This is a genomic window from Pseudomonas sp. H1_D05, from assembly GCF_054682705.1.
In genome coordinates, this window is the sequence record NZ_CP162825.1 from 3,841,555 (window position 1) to 3,857,974 (window position 16,420).

The following is a 16,420-nucleotide window of genomic DNA, read 5'->3' on the forward strand; positions in this document are numbered from 1 at the left end:
AAACCAGGCCTTGGCAGCAGCTCTATCTTGGGGCTACTCTGCAAGCGAGATCAGCGAACGGATCGCTAAGGTCTGGTCTTGTCAGCTACATGCTTGTTCCCGCGTGCAACCACGTTGCCGTCGTACTTTGGCCAAAGGCCCGGGGCGGGAATACGGAAAGTCTATCCATCTATGCGAGGGGGACGATTCATGAGCACAGCCTATCAAGAAGACATCAGCAGCAATGTTCTGCGCCGCATGAAAGAAGGCGGTTTCGATTTTTCCCGATTCCATCCCATCGAGTTCTACGCGATTTTCCCGGACGAGGAGCGGGCGCGCAGGGCGGCAGGCAAATTTCGCGGTGAATCCATCAATGCCCAGGTCAGCCTGCGTGATGACGGTGCGTGGGCGCTGGAATTGAGCAAAGTGATGTACGCGACATATGACGATATCGGCGACTTCGAGCAGGGATTCTCTGCCGTGGTTGAACCTCTGGGTGGCATTATCGAAGGCTGGGGTGTGAAACAGGAGGTGCGCAACCGCCACCGTTTGAATTGATCTCTGGTTTCATTTGTTGAGCAACGGCTGACCTTCGGGTTGGCCGTTGTCATTTCCGGCATAAGCAAAACGCTGTGGCAAAACCCTGAAACAAGAAACCGAGGCAAAAAAAAGCCACCGGAGAGGGTGGCTAAAAGGGAAGACCGATAAGGAGAGGAAACCGGTCAGGGTTACAGCGGGGCGGGCCGCCGAGGCGATCCCAATCAGTTGAGCTGGCCGCTTCATGGCGCCGGGGCCGGTGAAGATTTGCAGCGAATGTGCGGATTATCCGCAGGCAGCGCCGGGCAGTGAAATCAACTCTGACTATGCTGGTGATAGGCGATGCAGTGCGTCGCAATGAAGCGGGGGCAATCCGGTTGGGGCATTTGCCGCACAGGAATGGTGCGGTGCTTGCGGCGTGTATTTCCAACCGATTGAAATCAAAGCGTTTATGCCGATGGCACGGGCCTTGCGAAGGCCTGTATGTCCGGGTGACAAGGAGTACGGCATGATCCGCACCTATTTTGATGAGATGTACGATGCCGGCGGCCAGGTTCGCCCGCATTATCGGGAGTTCGCCCGATGGCTGGCCGATACGCCGGATGAGCTGTTGGCCCAGCGGCGACGCGAGGCCGATCTGCTGTTCCATCGCGCCGGCATCACGTTCACGCTCTATGGCGACGAGCAGGGCACCGAGCGCCTGATTCCTTTCGACACCATCCCGCGCAGCATTCCTGCCAGTGAATGGCGAATCGTTGAGCGCGGCTGCATCCAGCGGGTCAAGGCGTTGAACATGTTCCTCGCCGACCTTTATCACGAGCAGCGCATTATCAAGGCCGGGATCATTCCCGCCGAACAGGTGCTGGCCAACGAGCAATATCAGTTGGCGATGCAAGGCCTGGATCTGCACCGCGATATCTATTCGCACATCTCCGGCGTCGATCTGGTGCGCGACGGCGACGGCACTTATTACGTGCTCGAAGACAACCTGCGAACACCGAGCGGCGTCAGCTACATGCTCGAAGACCGCAAGATGATGATGCGCCTGTTCCCGGAGCTGTTCGCCGCCCAGCGTATTGCCCCTATCGATCACTACCCGAACCTGCTGCTCGACACCCTGAAAAGCTCAAGTCCGATCGATGACCCGAGCGTGGTGGTGCTGACGCCGGGGCGCTTCAACAGTGCGTTCTTCGAGCACGCATTCCTGGCGCGGGAAATGGGCGTTGAACTGGTCGAGGGCGCGGATCTGTTCGTTCGCGACGACAAAGTCTTCATGCGCACTACGGACGGCCCGAAAGCGGTGGACGTTATCTACCGTCGGCTCGACGACGCGTTTCTCGATCCACTGGCGTTCAACCCCGACTCGATGCTCGGTGTGCCGGGGCTGCTGTCCTCTTATCGCTCGGGCAACGTGGTGCTGGCCAACGCCATCGGCACCGGCGTAGCGGACGACAAATCGGTGTATCCGTTCGTTACTGACATGATCCGGTTCTACCTCGACGAAGAGCCGATTTTGAAGAACGTACCGACCTGGCAATGCCGCAACCCGTCTGAACTTTCTCACGTGCTGGCCAATCTTCCAGATCTGGTGGTCAAGGAAACCCAAGGCTCAGGCGGTTACGGAATGTTGGTCGGGCCGGCATCGACGAAAGCGGAAATCGATGCTTTCCGCGAACGGATCAAAGCCAAACCCCGCGCGTACATCGCGCAACCGACGCTGTCGCTGTCGACCTGTCCGACCTTTGTCGAAAACGGCATCGCGCCGCGCCATATCGACTTGCGTCCGTTTGTCTTGTCCGGGCGCGAAACCCGGGTGGTTCCCGGCGGTTTGACCCGTGTGGCGCTGCGCGAAGGCTCCTTGGTGGTGAATTCCTCCCAGGGTGGCGGAACCAAGGACACCTGGGTGGTCGAGGATTGAAGGAATCTTGCCATGTTAAGTAGAACTGCCTCGGATCTGTATTGGATGTCGCGTTACCTGGAGCGGGCGGAAAACCTCGCCCGGATGCTCGACATCAGTTATTCGCTGTCGCTGATGCCGCAGGACGGTCGCGGCGACGGTTTGCACGAATTGGCCATGCCGCTGCTGATCACCGGTACCCTCGACGATTACCTCGAGCGCCATGGCGCGCTGCATGCTGAGCGTCTGCTGCACTTTTTTGCCCTCGATGCGGCTAACCCGGCGAGCATTTACAGCTGCCTCGGCGCGGCTCGGGCCAGCGCCCATGCGGTGCGTGGGCGGATCACGGCGGACATGTGGGAGAACATCAATTCGACGTGGCTGGAAATTCGCGGCATCGCCGAACAGGGCCTCAGTCGCTATGGCATGAGCCGTTTCTGCGAATGGATCAAGGAGCGTTCGCACCTGTTTCGTGGTGCGTCGTACGGCACGATCATGCGTAATGATGCGTTTCGTTTCATTCGCCTCGGTACGTTCATCGAACGCGCGGACAACACCCTGCGATTGCTCGATGCCCGCTATGAAATGGCGGGCGATCAGGCTGAAGCAGTCAGCGATGGTACGGCCCACGCCTACTACCAATGGAGCGCCTTGCTGCGCGCGCTGTCGTCATTCGAGGCCTACACCGAAATCTACCGCGATGCGCCGGGCGCCCGGCATGTTGCCGAGTTGCTGTTGTTGCGCGCCGATGTACCGCGTTCACTGCGTGCCTGCACCGAGGAGATCGATCAGATTCTTGCGCAGTTGCCCGGTGCCAACGGTCGACCGGCACAGCGTCTGGCGGCAGAAATGGACGCGCGCCTGCGCTACACCGGCATCAACGAAATTCTCGAGGAAGGCCTGCACGCCTGGCTGACCGAATTCATCCCGCTGGTGCGCCAGCTGGGCAACGCCATTCACAGTTCCTACCTGGAGGCTGCATGAGACTTTCCATAAGCCACGAGACCACCTATCACTACGAAGATCAGGTGCGGGCGAGCATCCAGTACCTGCGACTGACCCCACACGATAGCGAACGTCAACACGTGTTGAGCTGGCAGCTCGATCTGCCGCGCCCGGTGCGTGCGCAACTCGATCCGTTCGGCAATATCCTGCACGTGCTGACCATGGATGAACCGCACGAAGCGATCATCATTGGTGCGCGCGGGCAGGTCGATATCGACGAACTGCGCGAGGCCGAGCATGAGAGCCAGTCGGCGCTGCCGTTCCTGCGCTTTACCCGTTTGACCGAGGCGGATGAGGCGTTACGCGCGTTCGCCGAGAAATCCTGCAAGCAGCGGCGTGATCGCACGGCGCTGATCGATCTGATGCACGGCTTGAATCAGCACATGACCTACACGCCGGGGTCCACCGAGGTCGATACCAGCGCCGCTGAGGCCTTCGCCGGGCGTGCGGGTGTTTGCCAGGATCATGCTCACGCGTTTCTGGCTTGCGCACGCAGTCTCGGGATTCCGTCGCGTTATGTGTCGGGGTATCTGTACAGCGAGGATTGCGAGCATCTAGCCAGCCATGCATGGGCTGAAGCGTGGCTGGATGACGCCTGGTACAGCTTTGATGTGACCAATGAACTGGCACGGCCGGAGCGTCATCTGAAACTGGCGGTGGGTCTGGATTATCTGGATGCCTGCCCGGTACGCGGCATGCGCCGTGGCGGTGGGTGTGAGCAGATGCATGCGAAAGTGTTCGTCTCGCCAACCCCGATCATCTCGGTGCAACAGCAGTAAACGCCGTACCCCTGTGGGAGCGAGCCTGCTCGCGATAGCGGTCTGTCAGTTACAAATGTGCTGACTGATACACCGCTATCGCGAGCAGGCTCGCTCCCACAAGGGAAATGGCGTTACGGCTTAACCTTGCGTCCGGCCATGTGCTTGAGATACCCCACCAGCATTTCCAGATCCCCCTCTGGTAACACCTCCACCGAAAACCCCGGCATCTTCGCCTGCGGCCACTGACGCAAACTCTGCGGATCCCTAATGTAGCGCTTGAGGAAATCCGCGCCGAAATACTCGGTCGGGCTGTAAGGAATATTCAGGTCCGGCCCGAATTGCGCATCCCCCGCACCGTTCAACCGGTGACACGCCAGACAGTTTTTCTGAAACAGCGCAAACCCTTGATTCACCGGGTCATCTGCTTTCAACGCAGGATCCGGCAGTAGGGCAGGGAAACGCTCCGCCACTGGCGCCATGCGCTTGATGCTCGCGACTTCGAACGGCCATTGCTCCGGACTGATATTGCCGGCCTGCGGATCGGTCCAGACCAGATAAAACGGCCCGGCGCTGTGCTTGCCTTCCGACAGCGATGGCCACGGCTGCGCCGGATCTTCGATGGCCAGCCATGCTCGCGCACCTGTTGTATTAAGCAACGGCGCAGCTGACAACTCGGCGGCAAACCCGTCCAGTGCCACCGCTTGCAGGTGATCCTGCGGTTTGATCCCTGTCAGCAATGCGGCCACAGGTACGGCGCGATAGGTCATGTCCTTCTTGTAGGACACATCGTTTTTGATCGTCAGGGTTTGCACTTGAGGATGCTTGAGCAATTCCTCGGTCTGCCAGGTGCGGCTGCTTGCGCCCAGTTGCAGATCCAACTGTGCGGCAGACAAGGGCATGCTCAGCAGCATGGCCCCGAACACAATGAGCGCTTTCAAATGATCGCCGTCCATGTCGTGGGAGTGCGCCAAGGTTGGCACAGCCACGCTGGCCCGGGTAGCGGGCCAGTCACATTTTCAGTGGCGATGAGCAGCGCCCGGCGCTCGACTCAGCCGATGACCTTGGTCAGATTCGGCAAAATCAACAACAGCGTCGTGGCGAAAAGAATGAGCCCTGCTTGACGAACTTTCGGTTGTTTGAACATGGCTTGACCGCCTTTATTGTTATTTCCTGATGCCTGCCTGCATATCCATGACGGCAAGCGCTGCACTTCCTGTTGAAGAACGTCTGCCTCGGCAAAACCCGACGACCCTGACGTACATGTTCTACATTAGGGGCCGCGTCACGCTTGGCTTAGATCCATTTCATATGGAGTACTTGCCAGATGCGATAAAAAAAGCATGAGGCTTATTGCCAGCTTCTTTGCCGCCCGCTGGCTAGACAACTCGCCGACCTGAACCGGTTCACCCAGCCGCCGATGACCGTCCGTCTGAGCGTGTGCGTCAACCGCATTGAGCGCTGTGGTCATTGAATCCATGGCCGCTCGGGTCAAGAGTGGAGGCACAAGCAATCACTCCCCGCACAGGTTCGAGGACGTCATGACCCAAGCTTTGATATTCGATGCGTTACGCACGCCCCGTGGCAAAGGCAAGGCCGATGGCGCCCTGCACAGCGTCAAACCGGTGAATCTGGTCGCTGGTCTGCTCAACGCGCTGCAAGAACGCTCCTCGCTGGACACCAGTCAGGTCGATGACGTAGTGCTCGGCTGCGTGACGCCGATTGGCGATCAAGGCTCGGACATCGCCAAAACCGCCGTGCAAGTGGCCGATTGGGATGTCAGCGTTGCCGGTGTGCAGATCAATCGTTTTTGCGCCTCGGGTCTGGAAGCGGTCAACCTCGGCGCGATGAAAGTGCGCTCGGGTTTCGAAGATCTTGTAGTGGTCGGCGGTGTCGAGTCGATGTCGCGGGTGCCCATGGGCAGCGACGGCGGCGCCCGGGCGCTCGATCCGCAGACTAATCTGCACAGTCATTTCACTCCGCAAGGCGTCGGTGCCGACCTGATCGCTACGCTTGAGGGCTTCAGTCGTCACGACGTCGATGCCTACGCGCTGCACTCGCAGCAGAAGGCCGCGCGGGCGCGGGCCGATGGCTCGTTTAACAAGTCGTTGGTGTCGGTGCGGGATCAGAACGGCATCATTCTGCTCGATCACGATGAGTTCATTCGCGCCGAATCGACCCCGGAAGGCTTGGGCAAGCTCAAGCCGAGTTTCGAAATGATCGGGCAGATGGGTTTTGACGCCACCGCGCTGCGGGTCTACAGCCATGTCGAGCGGATCAATCACGTGCACACACCGGGTAACAGTTCCGGGATCGTCGACGGTGCAGCACTGATGCTGATCGGCTCCGAATCCAAGGGGCGTGCGCTGGGCCTGCAACCTCGGGCGCGGATTGTCGCCACGGCGGTCACCAGCACCGATCCGACCATCATGCTCACCGGCCCGGCGCCGGCAACGCGAAAGGCACTGGCCAAGGCCGGGCTGCGCGTTGAAGACATCGACCTGTTCGAGGTCAACGAAGCGTTTGCCTCGGTGGTGCTGAAGTTCATCAAGGACATGGCAGTCGACCCGGACAAGGTCAACGTCAACGGCGGTTCCATCGCTATGGGCCACCCGCTGGGCGCGACCGGTTGCGCGATCCTCGGCACCTTGCTCGATGAGCTGGAAGCGCGGCGCCTGCGCTATGGCCTGGCGACGCTGTGCGTCGGCGGCGGCATGGGCATTGCCACCATCATCGAACGCCTCTGAGCCCCGAATTCAAGGAACCTTGTTATGAGCGAAGCCATTCGTTACGAAAAAGGCCAGGACGCGATCGTCGTGCTGACCATCGACATGCCGGGCCAGAGCGCCAATACCATGAACGCTGTGTACCGCGAGGCCATGGCCGCGTGCGTCGCCCGGCTGGTGGCGGAAAAAGACGACATTGCCGGGGTGATCATTACGTCGGCAAAGAAAACCTTCTTTGCCGGCGGTGATCTCAATGAGTTGATCAAGGTCGGCAAGCCCGAAGCCAAAGCCTTCTACGACATGGTGCTGACCCTCAAAGCGCAGTTGCGCACCCTGGAAACCCTCGGCAAACCGGTGGTCGCGGCGATCAACGGCGCGGCGCTGGGCGGCGGCTGGGAAATCTGCCTGGCCTGTCACCACCGGGTGGCATTGGACGACGCGTCGGTACAGCTCGGTCTGCCGGAAGTGACCCTCGGCCTGTTGCCGGGCGGCGGCGGAGTGGTACGCATGGTGCGCATGCTCGGTCTCGAAAAAGCGCTGCCCTATCTGCTAGAGGGCAAGAAGGTGCGTCCACAGCAGGCATTGCAGGCCGGTTTGATTGATGAGCTGGCGGCGAATCGCGATGAATTGCTGGCCAAGGCGCGCGCCTGGATCGTCGCCAATCCGACGGCGGTACAACGTTGGGATGTGAAGGGTTATCAGATTCCGGGCGGCACGCCGTCGAATCCGAAAGTGGCGCAGATGCTGGCGATTGCGCCGTCGATTCTGCGTAGCAAGACCCATGGGACAATGCCGGCGCCGGAGAAAATCCTCTGCGCGGCAGTCGAGGGCGCTCAGGTCGATTTCGACACCGCGCACTTGATCGAAACCCGTTACTTCACCGAACTGACTACCGGGCAGATCTCGAAAAACCTGATCGGCACGTTCTGGTTTCAACTCAATGAGATCAATGCTGGTGGTTCGCGGCCGCAGGGTTTTGCGCCGTATGTCACGCGTAAGGTCGGCGTGCTTGGCGCAGGGATGATGGGCGCGGGGATTGCCTTTGTCAGCGCTTCGGCGGGTATTGAGGTGGTGCTCAAGGATGTCAATCTGGCTGCCGCCGAGAAAGGCAAAGCACATTCTGCGGCGTTGCTAGACAAGAAAGTCGCCCGTGGGCAGATGGATGCTTTGAAGCGTGATGTGGTGTTGGCGCGGATCAAGCCGTCCGAAAATGATGCCGACCTCGCGGGTTGCGATCTGATCATCGAAGCGGTGTTTGAGGATCGCGATCTCAAGGCCAGGGTTTCCTCTGCCGCGCAGCAAGTTGTCGGCGCCGAAGCGGTCATCGCTTCGAATACATCGACGTTGCCTATTACCGGGCTGGCAAAGGCTGTGCCTGATCCTGGCAAATTCATCGGCCTGCATTTCTTCAGCCCGGTAGAAAAAATGCCGCTGGTGGAAATCATCAAAGGTGCACAGACCAGCGATGAAACCCTCGCGCGCGGTTTCGACTTCGTGCTGCAAATCAAGAAAACCCCGATCGTCGTCAACGACAGTCGCGGCTTCTTTACTTCACGCGTCTTCGGCACCTTCACCAACGAAGGCATCGCCATGCTCGGCGAAGGCGTGAGCGCGCCGATGATCGAGACCGAAGCGCGCAAGGCCGGGATGCCGGTCGGGCCTCTGGCGATTTCCGACGAAGTTTCCCTCAGCCTGATGAGCCATATCCGTCAGCAAACCGCCAAGGACCTACAGGCAGAAGGGAAACCGCTGATTGAGCACCCGGCCTTCGCCGTGATTGACTTACTGCTTAACGAATACAAGCGTCCGGGCAAAGCGGCCGGTGGCGGTTTTTACGATTACCCGGCTGGTGGGCAGAAACATCTGTGGCCCGAGTTGAAGGTGCGTTTCGAAAAGGCTGACGGACAGATTTCGCCCAAAGACGTGCGTGATCGGCTGCTGTTTGTACAAGCCATTGAAACCGTCCGTTGTGTGGAGGAGGGTGTGCTGACCTCGACGGCGGACGCCAACGTTGGCTCGATCTTCGGTATCGGTTTTGCAGCGTGGACTGGCGGCGCATTGCAGTTCATCAACCAATACGGGGTGAAGGATTTCGTCGCCCGTGCGCAGTATCTGGCCGAGCAGTATGGCGAGCGTTTCGCGCCGCCAGCGTTGCTGCTGGATAAAGCGGCAAAAGGTGAAATGTTCTAAGGGCAACGAGCATTCCGGGGCTTGCCTTGCCAGGGGGTTTCAAGGCAGGCTCTGGGGTGTTCATTATTCCCATCACGTGTCAGGTATTTTTTATGTCGCTACGCATCTGCATTCTGGAAACCGACATCCTGCGTCCGGAACTGGTCGATCAATATCAGGGTTACGGGCAGATGTTCCAGCGCCTGTTCTCGCAGCAACCGATTGCCGCCGAGTTCACCGTCTACAACGTGATGCAGGGCGAATACCCAAGCGACGACCAAACCTTCGACGCATACCTGGTCACCGGCAGCAAGGCTGACTCGTTTGGTACTGATCCGTGGATCCAGACCCTGAAGGAATACCTGCTGACTCGTTACGAGCGCGGCGACAAACTGCTCGGCGTGTGCTTCGGCCATCAACTGCTGGCGCTGCTGCTCGGTGGCAAGAGCGAGCGCGCCACGCAAGGTTGGGGTGTTGGCACCCATAACTACAAACTGGCGGCGAAGGCGCCTTGGATGAGCCCGGTGCGTGAGGAACTGACGCTGCTGATCAGCCATCAGGACCAGGTCACAGCGCTGCCGGAAAACGCCACGGTGATTGCTTCCAGCGATTTCTGCCCGTTCGCGGCCTATCACATCAACGATCAGGTGTTGTGCTTCCAGGGCCACCCGGAGTTCATTCACGATTACTCGCGGGCGCTGCTCGATCTGCGTCAGGAAGCGTTGGGTTCACAGATCTACAGCAAAGGTGTGGCCAGTCTCGAGCAGGAACACCATGGTGCGACAGTCGCGGAATGGATGATGCGTTTTGTGGCGCATAAGCCAGAAACTGTCTAAGGACAAAAGCTTCGCGAGCAGGCTCGCTCCCACATTGGATTTCCGGTGCGCCACCGATCAATGTGGGAGTGAGCCTGCTCGCGAATGTTCCAGACAATTCTGTCTGCTCTACAACCACCCAGACCTCTTGAAACTTGCCCACAAACTCACACACCCCACCGTAATAAACCCCAGCACACCGAAATAGCCGTAGTGCCAGCTCAACTCCGGCATGTTCTGGAAATTCATCCCGTAAATCCCCGCAACCGCCGTCGGAAACGCCAGAATCGCCGCCCAGGCAGCAAACTTGCGTTGCACCACGCTTTGTCGTGACGCCTCGAGCAACACACCAATCTCGATGGTCTGGCTGGCAATGTCGGCCAAGGTGGTCAGGTCTTCCATTTGCCGCGTGACGTGAATCTGCACATCACGGAAGTACGGCCGCATGTTCTTGTCGATAAACGGGAAACTCAACTTCTGCAGTTCCTCGCCAATCTCCACCATCGGTGCCGCGTACCGACGCAGGCGTACGACATCGCGGCGCAAGCCATGCAGCTTCTGAATGTCATGCTCATTCAACGCGCTGCACAACACGTTGCGCTCCAGCTCATCGATCTCGGCATGGATCGCTTCGCCGACTGGCTGATAGTTCTCGATGACAAAATCGAGCAACGCATAAAGTACGAAATCTTCCCCGTGCTCCAGCAACAGCGGACGCGCCTCACAACGTTGGCGAACATGGGCGTAGGACGCCGAGTGGCCATTACGCGCGGTGATGATGTAGCCCTTGCCCGCAAAGATATGCGTCTCGATAAATTGCAGAACGCCGTTCTCGCGGATGGGTGAGTAGGTGACGATAAACAAAGCGTCGCCAAAGGTTTCGAGCTTCGGTCGACTGTGTTTTTCCAGGGCGTCTTCAATGGCCAGTTCGTGCAGGTTGAACTGACGTTGCAGGTTGGACAGCTCTTGAGCGTCCGGCTCTTCCAGGCCGATCCACACGAAGTGGCCGGTTTTCGCAGCCCAGGCAGCGCCTTCGTCGAGGGTAATATTGGTGACTTTCTTGCCTGCGCTGTACACCGCAGCAGCAACAACTCGACCCATGGTGGTGATTCACTTCTTCTTGGCAGGTGGCAGGGAATTCAAGGCTTCAGCTTAGCCGTGTCGCTGCTTGAGAGTCAGTGAAATCTGTACAGTTCACCGGGCAAAAGAAAACCCGCACAGGGCGGGTTGTCTTTTCAGGCAGCTTGCAGTTGCCGATCCATCGATTCAATGCACTCGCGCATCTGCTCGCGACACTGATTGATGAGCATGGGCATGTCGTCCATGGTCAATCCGGCTGTAGGAATCGCCGGCAACGAGCGTATGAGGATTTTCCCGCTGCGCCAGCGATTCAGGCGCATGTGCTTGATGTAACTGCTGACGCAAACCGGAACGATCGGTACACCAGCGGCAATTGCCATCTGGAACGCACCTTTCTTGAAGGGCAGCAATTCTTCGCCGAGGTTGCGTGTGCCTTCCGGGAACACCCAGATCGAGGTGTCTTCGTTCTGCAAGGTATTGGTGGTGGTCAGCATCGACTGGCGTGCCTTGTGCGCATTGCCACGGTCGATCAACACATTGCCGGCCAGCCAGAACAGTTGCCCGAACAGTGGCACCCACTTGAGGCTCTTCTTGCCGATGCACACGGTACGGCGCGGCACGACGTTGCCGAACACGAACAGATCATAATTGGACTGATGGTTGGCGATGATCACGCAGCTGTCGGGTTTGTTCAGCAAACCGCTGACGTCGGATTTCACTCTTAAACGCAAAATACACATCGCCGGCAGCGCGTAGAGACGGGCGCACAGACGGCTGTTGTCCGGATTGAACGGGCGGCAGATCCCGAGAATCACCCCGAGCACGCCGGCGAGAATAAAGTGCAGGCCCATCAATAACATACGAAACACGAACAGCATTTTCAGGCCCCACCGGGACAAAAGGTGGCGCAGTGTACGGATGTGCACTGTTTTCGGCAATTGCCGCTATAGAGTGCGGAGATAGCCGATGTTTAAGCGCATGTTTCAGAATGGAGGGTCAGACCTGTCCTAGAGCGGTCGCGGACTTTTAAACCATGCGTGCAAGAAAAAGCCCGACACGACGGTCGGGCTTCTTTTGCGCAGCAGCCGGGCTTAGCCCAGATGCTCTTGATCCTGGATGATCGCGTTATCCAGAGCTTCCAGCAGTGCTTTACGCACCTTCAACTTGGTGTTCTTGTGCGCGAGCATGTTGATCTTCTTCAACTGACGCGCAGCGGCGAGGGCGGCACCTTGCAGCTCTTCGGCGGCAACCACCTTGTCGAGGAAACCGGCATCCACGGCGCTTTTTGGATCGAACATCTCGCCGTTGATCACCGAGCGGTGGAACGCCGAGCGACGCAGGCGATCGCGAGCCAGTTCGATACCCGCGTGGTGCATGGTCATGCCGATCTGCACTTCGTTCAGACCGATGCTGAACGGGCCGTCGACACCAATGCGGTAATCAGCAGACAACAGAATGAAAGCGCCTTTCGCCACCGCGTGACCTGGGCATGCGACGATCACCGGGAACGGGTGAGAGAGCAGGCGCCGGGCCAAGGTCGACCCCGCGGTTACCAGCGACACAGCTTCTTTAGGACCGGCGGTCATGACTTTCAGGTCATAGCCGCCGGACAGAATCCCTGGCTGACCGGTGATGATCACGATGGCACGATCAGTCACCGCCTGATCCAGCGCCGCGTTGAATGCCGCAATCACGTCCGGAGAAATGGCATTGACCTTGCCGTTGCTCAAGGTCAGGGTCGCGATACCGTCTTCGAGGTGGTAGGAAATCAACTCACTCATGACGCTATTCCTTGTAAGAAAGATGGGCAGACGTTACCCACCGCCGCAGGCCAGGTAAAGCGCCATGACTGACCCGCCAGTCACCGTTTCCCGACCCACCCTGCATGGCTAGGCGTTCAGCTTCTATATAGAAGGGCCGCGCCCACCGAAGATTGGCCGGTTTGCCATGGCCTGCTAGCGGGCAAAACGACTTTTTCTCTTAACCGCATGAAAATTCTGAAAAAAAGTTTGCCATCGGAAAAGCTTTCGACTACATTAGCGCGCCTCGACAGACAGAACATGTTTGAAGAGATACGGTGAAGTGTCCGAGTGGCTTAAGGAGCACGCCTGGAAAGTGTGTATACAGGAAACTGTATCGAGAGTTCGAATCTCTCCTTCACCGCCACATTCAGTAAACGCAAACCCCTGATTTTCCTAGAGAAAGTCGGGGGTTTGTGGTTTTTGCCGTCTGAAAAAAGGCCATATGGGACTGAGATGGGACTGAGGCGCTATTTCGGTGCGCAAAAATGCACGCCTTTGAATGAGTAAGAGACCTTCGCCAGCGACGTGATGAACTAGGCTTTGGCGAATCCAACTTCAAGGACGAATTCCATGCCTCATAACTCAGACTCCGACATTGCCACTGCAGATGCACTGACCTTGCTACTGCACAACCAGCATGCTCTGGCGGCGGCGGTAGAGGAGGTCACGAAATGGCTTTCAGAGAATGGTGCAGAGGCCGTCGCAGAAAACGCGGTCACGGCGATGGAGACCTTGGACACAAATGCGAAAGCAATCGGAGATGCAATTACTCGATTACGGCGTTTGTAGGAAGTCGTTCCTGATTCTGGCGGCATGAATGGCTGACAGCTATAAGTGCATAGCGAAGTCCACGGACGACTGCATTCAGTCATCGTTCGAATAGCTCGTTACCAGCAAATTCTGTCAACCGAGTAGCTCGAGAGAGAACCGAGATGTTCATTGCAATAGTTCATATAGTGGGCGCTGTCCTCGCGACTGTTGCTTCTGGTGTGGTCGTACTGTTCCTCGCCTCTTGGGAAATCGACAGAAGCGGAAAACAGGAACTCCAAGGTTTCGCTTTTAAACTGGGCGTGGCCGAAGAAGATTTAATGGAGGAAAGACTGACGCCAAAACTGATAGAAATGACAGCCGATTATTATAGTTATGATCGCCTCTCCAATCGGTTGTCAGATTTTTGCGGTTTGGTCCGCACAGCCTGGGGCGGTCTTTCGACAGTGTCACAATTAGTCTTTCTGATAACGGTGATCTGGTTGACCGCAACAGAATCGTCATCCAATGCCGTCTACGCCTGGTGGCTAGTCGCAATCAGTTTTCTGTTTTGGATTACTGGAGTTATTTTTGCGTTGTTGTGCCGTCTTTTAACTGGGCGCAACCCAGGTCAAGCGAAGAGGGCTAGGAAAGCTATATCTGAATATCTATCCGCGCACCGAAATAAAGTTGACTCAACTGAATTAGATACATGACGAAAGGCCGTCGAACGCGTCGGTCGTTGTTCCCCCCATGGGCAATCATCACAAGGAGTCAAACCGATGCATATGAGTGAAGCTGCGGTATTGAAGGAAGTGAAGGGCGTTACTGAAGCCAACAAGTTGCTGGTGGAGGGCTGGCGATTGTTGGCCGTGGCCGTCAAGACTAGCCCGGAGGATGAGTTTGAACACACTTACTACGTATTGGGCAAGCCGGCTGAGCCGAAGCCTAAAGTGCCGTTTGAAAAAATGATCTAAGCCCCATTGATGGCACGTTACGGATAATTCCAGCCTATGTTCAATCGGCCCCCACACCTGGCTCAGGTGTGGGGGCCTTTTTTGTGGTCGTGGAAGCCGGTCCCCCCAGGGCTGGTCTACCATTCCCTCTGTATCTGGTTGATCTCTGGACGTGGGAGTACGCATGACGGATGCATTGGCGACACTGAAACTGCCGAACGCAGTGGAGGTGCAAACCCTGAAACTGCTGCACCAAATTGAACTGGCGCATACGGCTGACGATTTGTTTCGCGCCAGTGATCGTGCCGAAGGTTTTGTGCTGGGCCTGGAGACGGTCAAGGTGCTGAACGCGGCGAGTATCGAAGGTTTGTATAAGACCTTCGAGGCTGCGGCCGCAGCGCGGCGTCAGGAGCACGAGCAGTGATCGGCGAAGGTATTCACGAAGACGTGTTGCGCGCCTTGGTCGAACAACACGCGGTGCGCGAATGCCTGGTGGTCAAGATCAACGGTGGCCCAGAATGGGGCCTGTCGATTCGCCTGGGCGGCAGCGGCGCACGCTGGGTGCCGGTGCGCTCGCGACGTGAGTCACTGCGCACCTGGGCCAGCTTGACCGCCGTGGGACGTTTTGCCGAAGGCGTGGGCCTCAGCGGATTCAATGTAGAGCTGTAACCGGTGACAGCTTCAAGGCCATTTGCAACATCCCCACCACGTCCGGTCCATCCTCATTGATCCATGTCCCGTAGTGCTGACGGATCATGTTGCCGTTGGTATGGCCCATCTGTTCGGCGATCCAGTCGATCGACGCCACCCCGGTGGTCAGCAACTGACTGGCGTAGGTATGCCGGCACTGCCCGGGGCCGCGATAACGAACGCCGGCGGCGAGTAAGTGCGCCTTGAAGAAGCGATCACGCACCACGAAGTCATTGGCATGCGGCAGACCAGTCTTGGTGTTCAGGAACACAAAGTGCAGTTTGTGTTTTCGCACCGTCTTGTTGTCCCGCTCGACCACCTCCACGGTTTCCGCTTTGCGTTTGCGGGTCAACGCATCGATCTTGCGCAGAGCGTCCCACGCCGGGGCCAGCAGGCGCACTCGGCGCGTTGATCGGCGGGTTTTCGTCACGCGGTACGCGCCGCGCACCTTGGACCGGCGAAAGGTCACGGTGCCTTGCTCCAGGTCCACGTCCTCCCAGGCCAGCGCAATGGTTTCCGATACCCGTGGCCCCGCCCAAATCATGAATTGAATCATCAGCAGCTCCTGCGTCCGATTGGTGGGTGTCTCAAGAATCTGCTTGATCTCCGCCCTGGTGAACGGGTCCGGCGCTTCAGGGTCGGGTAATCGCACAAACAAACCCTCGGTCGGATCATGCGCCACCTTTTTGCGAGTGCGGTACAGCCGAAAGACTTGGCGCACGTTACTGATGACGTCCCGGATAGTCTTGTTCTTCAGGCGTTTCGACAGCGTGTCCTGCACCCACTCCTGCAAATCCAGATGATCGATCTGGTCGATCTGCACCTTGCCCCAGCGCGGTCGCACATGGACCTCGGCCTTATTGGCATATCCCCGATAAGACGTCGCAGCAACGCTGTTGCTTTTGATCTTCAGCCACAGGTCGAGATAGTGACCGAAGGTGTTCTCGACCAAGGTGGCCGAATCAGGAAAGTGCCGGCTGTAATTGAAGGTGCCGGCCTTGATCTCGTATTCAATGATGTTGACCAGGTGTGCGGCCCGCTCCCGGTTGGCTGCGGTATTCCCACCGGGCAAAAGCTCCCGGTACCGCTTGCCGTTGTAACGAAAATAGACCCGCACCGAATTGCCACGGGCCTCTACGCCATGTGCCATACACGTCCCTAAACGATGAACTGAACCACTGATCAGCAGAGCAACACAGAAAGGCCCAACATCGGGCCTTTCTGTGTTGCCGTAGGTTGGAGTGTTGCTGATCAGTCCT

At 57.9% G+C, this 16,420-nt stretch carries 17 protein-coding genes and 1 tRNA gene; 13 read left to right on the plus strand and 5 right to left on the minus strand.

Features of this window, described 5'->3' with window-relative positions:
* Window positions 1–189 precede the first annotated feature (189 nt).
* The 4 genes from AB4O11_RS17390 to AB4O11_RS17405 all read left to right on the plus strand — a co-directional run bounded on the left by AB4O11_RS17390 (window position 190) and on the right by AB4O11_RS17405 (window position 4,197).
* Window positions 190–537 carry a ribonuclease E inhibitor RraB gene (locus AB4O11_RS17390; RefSeq protein ID WP_093441760.1) on the plus strand — a complete coding sequence of 116 codons (348 nt, stop codon included), beginning with the start codon at window positions 190–192 and terminating at the stop codon, window positions 535–537.
* Window positions 538–1,024: 487 nt separating this feature from the next.
* Window positions 1,025–2,434 carry a circularly permuted type 2 ATP-grasp protein gene (locus AB4O11_RS17395; protein WP_460127609.1) on the plus strand — a complete coding sequence of 470 codons (1,410 nt, stop codon included), beginning with the start codon at window positions 1,025–1,027 and terminating at the stop codon, window positions 2,432–2,434.
* Between the two features lie 12 nt (window positions 2,435–2,446).
* Entirely contained in the window at window positions 2,447–3,397 is a 951-nt protein-coding gene (locus tag AB4O11_RS17400) for an alpha-E domain-containing protein (protein WP_016982907.1), read from the plus strand.
* Window positions 3,394–4,197, plus strand: a complete 804-nt coding sequence (locus AB4O11_RS17405) for a transglutaminase family protein (RefSeq protein ID WP_007914065.1) — start codon at window positions 3,394–3,396, stop codon at window positions 4,195–4,197. Before AB4O11_RS17400 ends, AB4O11_RS17405 begins: the two co-directional genes overlap by 4 nt.
* Window positions 4,198–4,310: 113 nt before the next feature.
* Here AB4O11_RS17405 and AB4O11_RS17410 read toward each other — a convergent pair whose 3' ends face one another.
* Window positions 4,311–5,132 (minus strand): c-type cytochrome, encoded by an 822-nt coding sequence (locus AB4O11_RS17410; protein WP_186624402.1) that lies wholly within the window; start codon window positions 5,130–5,132, stop codon window positions 4,311–4,313.
* A 585-nt stretch (window positions 5,133–5,717) separates the two neighbouring features.
* Between AB4O11_RS17410 and AB4O11_RS17415 the strand changes: the two genes are divergently transcribed.
* From AB4O11_RS17415 to AB4O11_RS17425, 3 genes are all read left to right on the plus strand, one after another.
* A complete protein-coding gene (locus AB4O11_RS17415) occupies window positions 5,718–6,923 on the plus strand; it encodes an acetyl-CoA C-acetyltransferase (RefSeq protein ID WP_460127611.1) in 1,206 nt (401 codons plus the stop codon).
* Window positions 6,924–6,947: 24 nt separating this feature from the next.
* Window positions 6,948–9,092: a 3-hydroxyacyl-CoA dehydrogenase NAD-binding domain-containing protein gene (locus AB4O11_RS17420; protein ID WP_460127613.1), complete on the plus strand. Its 2,145-nt coding sequence runs from the start codon at window positions 6,948–6,950 to the stop codon at window positions 9,090–9,092.
* A 92-nt stretch (window positions 9,093–9,184) separates the two neighbouring features.
* Window positions 9,185–9,907: an amidotransferase gene (locus AB4O11_RS17425; protein WP_093441785.1), complete on the plus strand. Its 723-nt coding sequence runs from the start codon at window positions 9,185–9,187 to the stop codon at window positions 9,905–9,907.
* Window positions 9,908–10,015: 108 nt separating this feature from the next.
* Here AB4O11_RS17425 and AB4O11_RS17430 read toward each other — a convergent pair whose 3' ends face one another.
* From AB4O11_RS17430 to AB4O11_RS17440, 3 genes are all read right to left on the minus strand, one after another.
* On the minus strand, window positions 10,016–10,987 hold the full coding sequence (locus AB4O11_RS17430; protein ID WP_093441790.1) for a magnesium and cobalt transport protein CorA: 972 nt from the start codon (window positions 10,985–10,987) through the stop codon (window positions 10,016–10,018).
* Window positions 10,988–11,121: 134 nt separating this feature from the next.
* On the minus strand, window positions 11,122–11,844 hold the full coding sequence (locus AB4O11_RS17435) for a lysophospholipid acyltransferase family protein (protein ID WP_077571798.1): 723 nt from the start codon (window positions 11,842–11,844) through the stop codon (window positions 11,122–11,124).
* A 213-nt stretch (window positions 11,845–12,057) separates the two neighbouring features.
* A complete protein-coding gene (locus AB4O11_RS17440) occupies window positions 12,058–12,747 on the minus strand; it encodes a crotonase/enoyl-CoA hydratase family protein (protein ID WP_034151725.1) in 690 nt (229 codons plus the stop codon).
* 295 nt (window positions 12,748–13,042) lie between these two features.
* On the opposite strand from AB4O11_RS17440, the gene AB4O11_RS17445 reads away from it, so the two are divergent.
* The 6 genes from AB4O11_RS17445 to AB4O11_RS17470 all read left to right on the plus strand — a co-directional run bounded on the left by AB4O11_RS17445 (window position 13,043) and on the right by AB4O11_RS17470 (window position 15,140).
* Window positions 13,043–13,132, plus strand: a tRNA-Ser gene (locus AB4O11_RS17445).
* A gap of 206 nt (window positions 13,133–13,338) precedes the next feature.
* On the plus strand, window positions 13,339–13,557 hold the full coding sequence (locus AB4O11_RS17450; protein WP_460127615.1) for a hypothetical protein: 219 nt from the start codon (window positions 13,339–13,341) through the stop codon (window positions 13,555–13,557).
* A gap of 143 nt (window positions 13,558–13,700) precedes the next feature.
* Entirely contained in the window at window positions 13,701–14,231 is a 531-nt protein-coding gene (locus tag AB4O11_RS17455) for a hypothetical protein (protein ID WP_460127617.1), read from the plus strand.
* 66 nt (window positions 14,232–14,297) lie between these two features.
* A complete protein-coding gene (locus tag AB4O11_RS17460) occupies window positions 14,298–14,492 on the plus strand; it encodes a hypothetical protein (protein ID WP_460127619.1) in 195 nt (64 codons plus the stop codon).
* 163 nt (window positions 14,493–14,655) lie between these two features.
* Window positions 14,656–14,895 (plus strand): hypothetical protein, encoded by a 240-nt coding sequence (locus AB4O11_RS17465; protein WP_460127621.1) that lies wholly within the window; start codon window positions 14,656–14,658, stop codon window positions 14,893–14,895.
* Window positions 14,892–15,140, plus strand: coding sequence for a hypothetical protein (locus tag AB4O11_RS17470; RefSeq protein WP_460127623.1), 249 nt, complete (start codon window positions 14,892–14,894; stop codon window positions 15,138–15,140). Before AB4O11_RS17465 ends, AB4O11_RS17470 begins: the two co-directional genes overlap by 4 nt.
* On the opposite strand, the gene AB4O11_RS17475 is transcribed toward AB4O11_RS17470, so the two are convergent.
* Window positions 15,124–16,311, minus strand: a complete 1,188-nt coding sequence (locus AB4O11_RS17475) for a tyrosine-type recombinase/integrase (protein ID WP_460127625.1) — start codon at window positions 16,309–16,311, stop codon at window positions 15,124–15,126. The two genes, AB4O11_RS17470 and AB4O11_RS17475, sit on opposite strands and share 17 nt — an antisense overlap.
* Window positions 16,312–16,420: the final 109 nt, after the last annotated feature.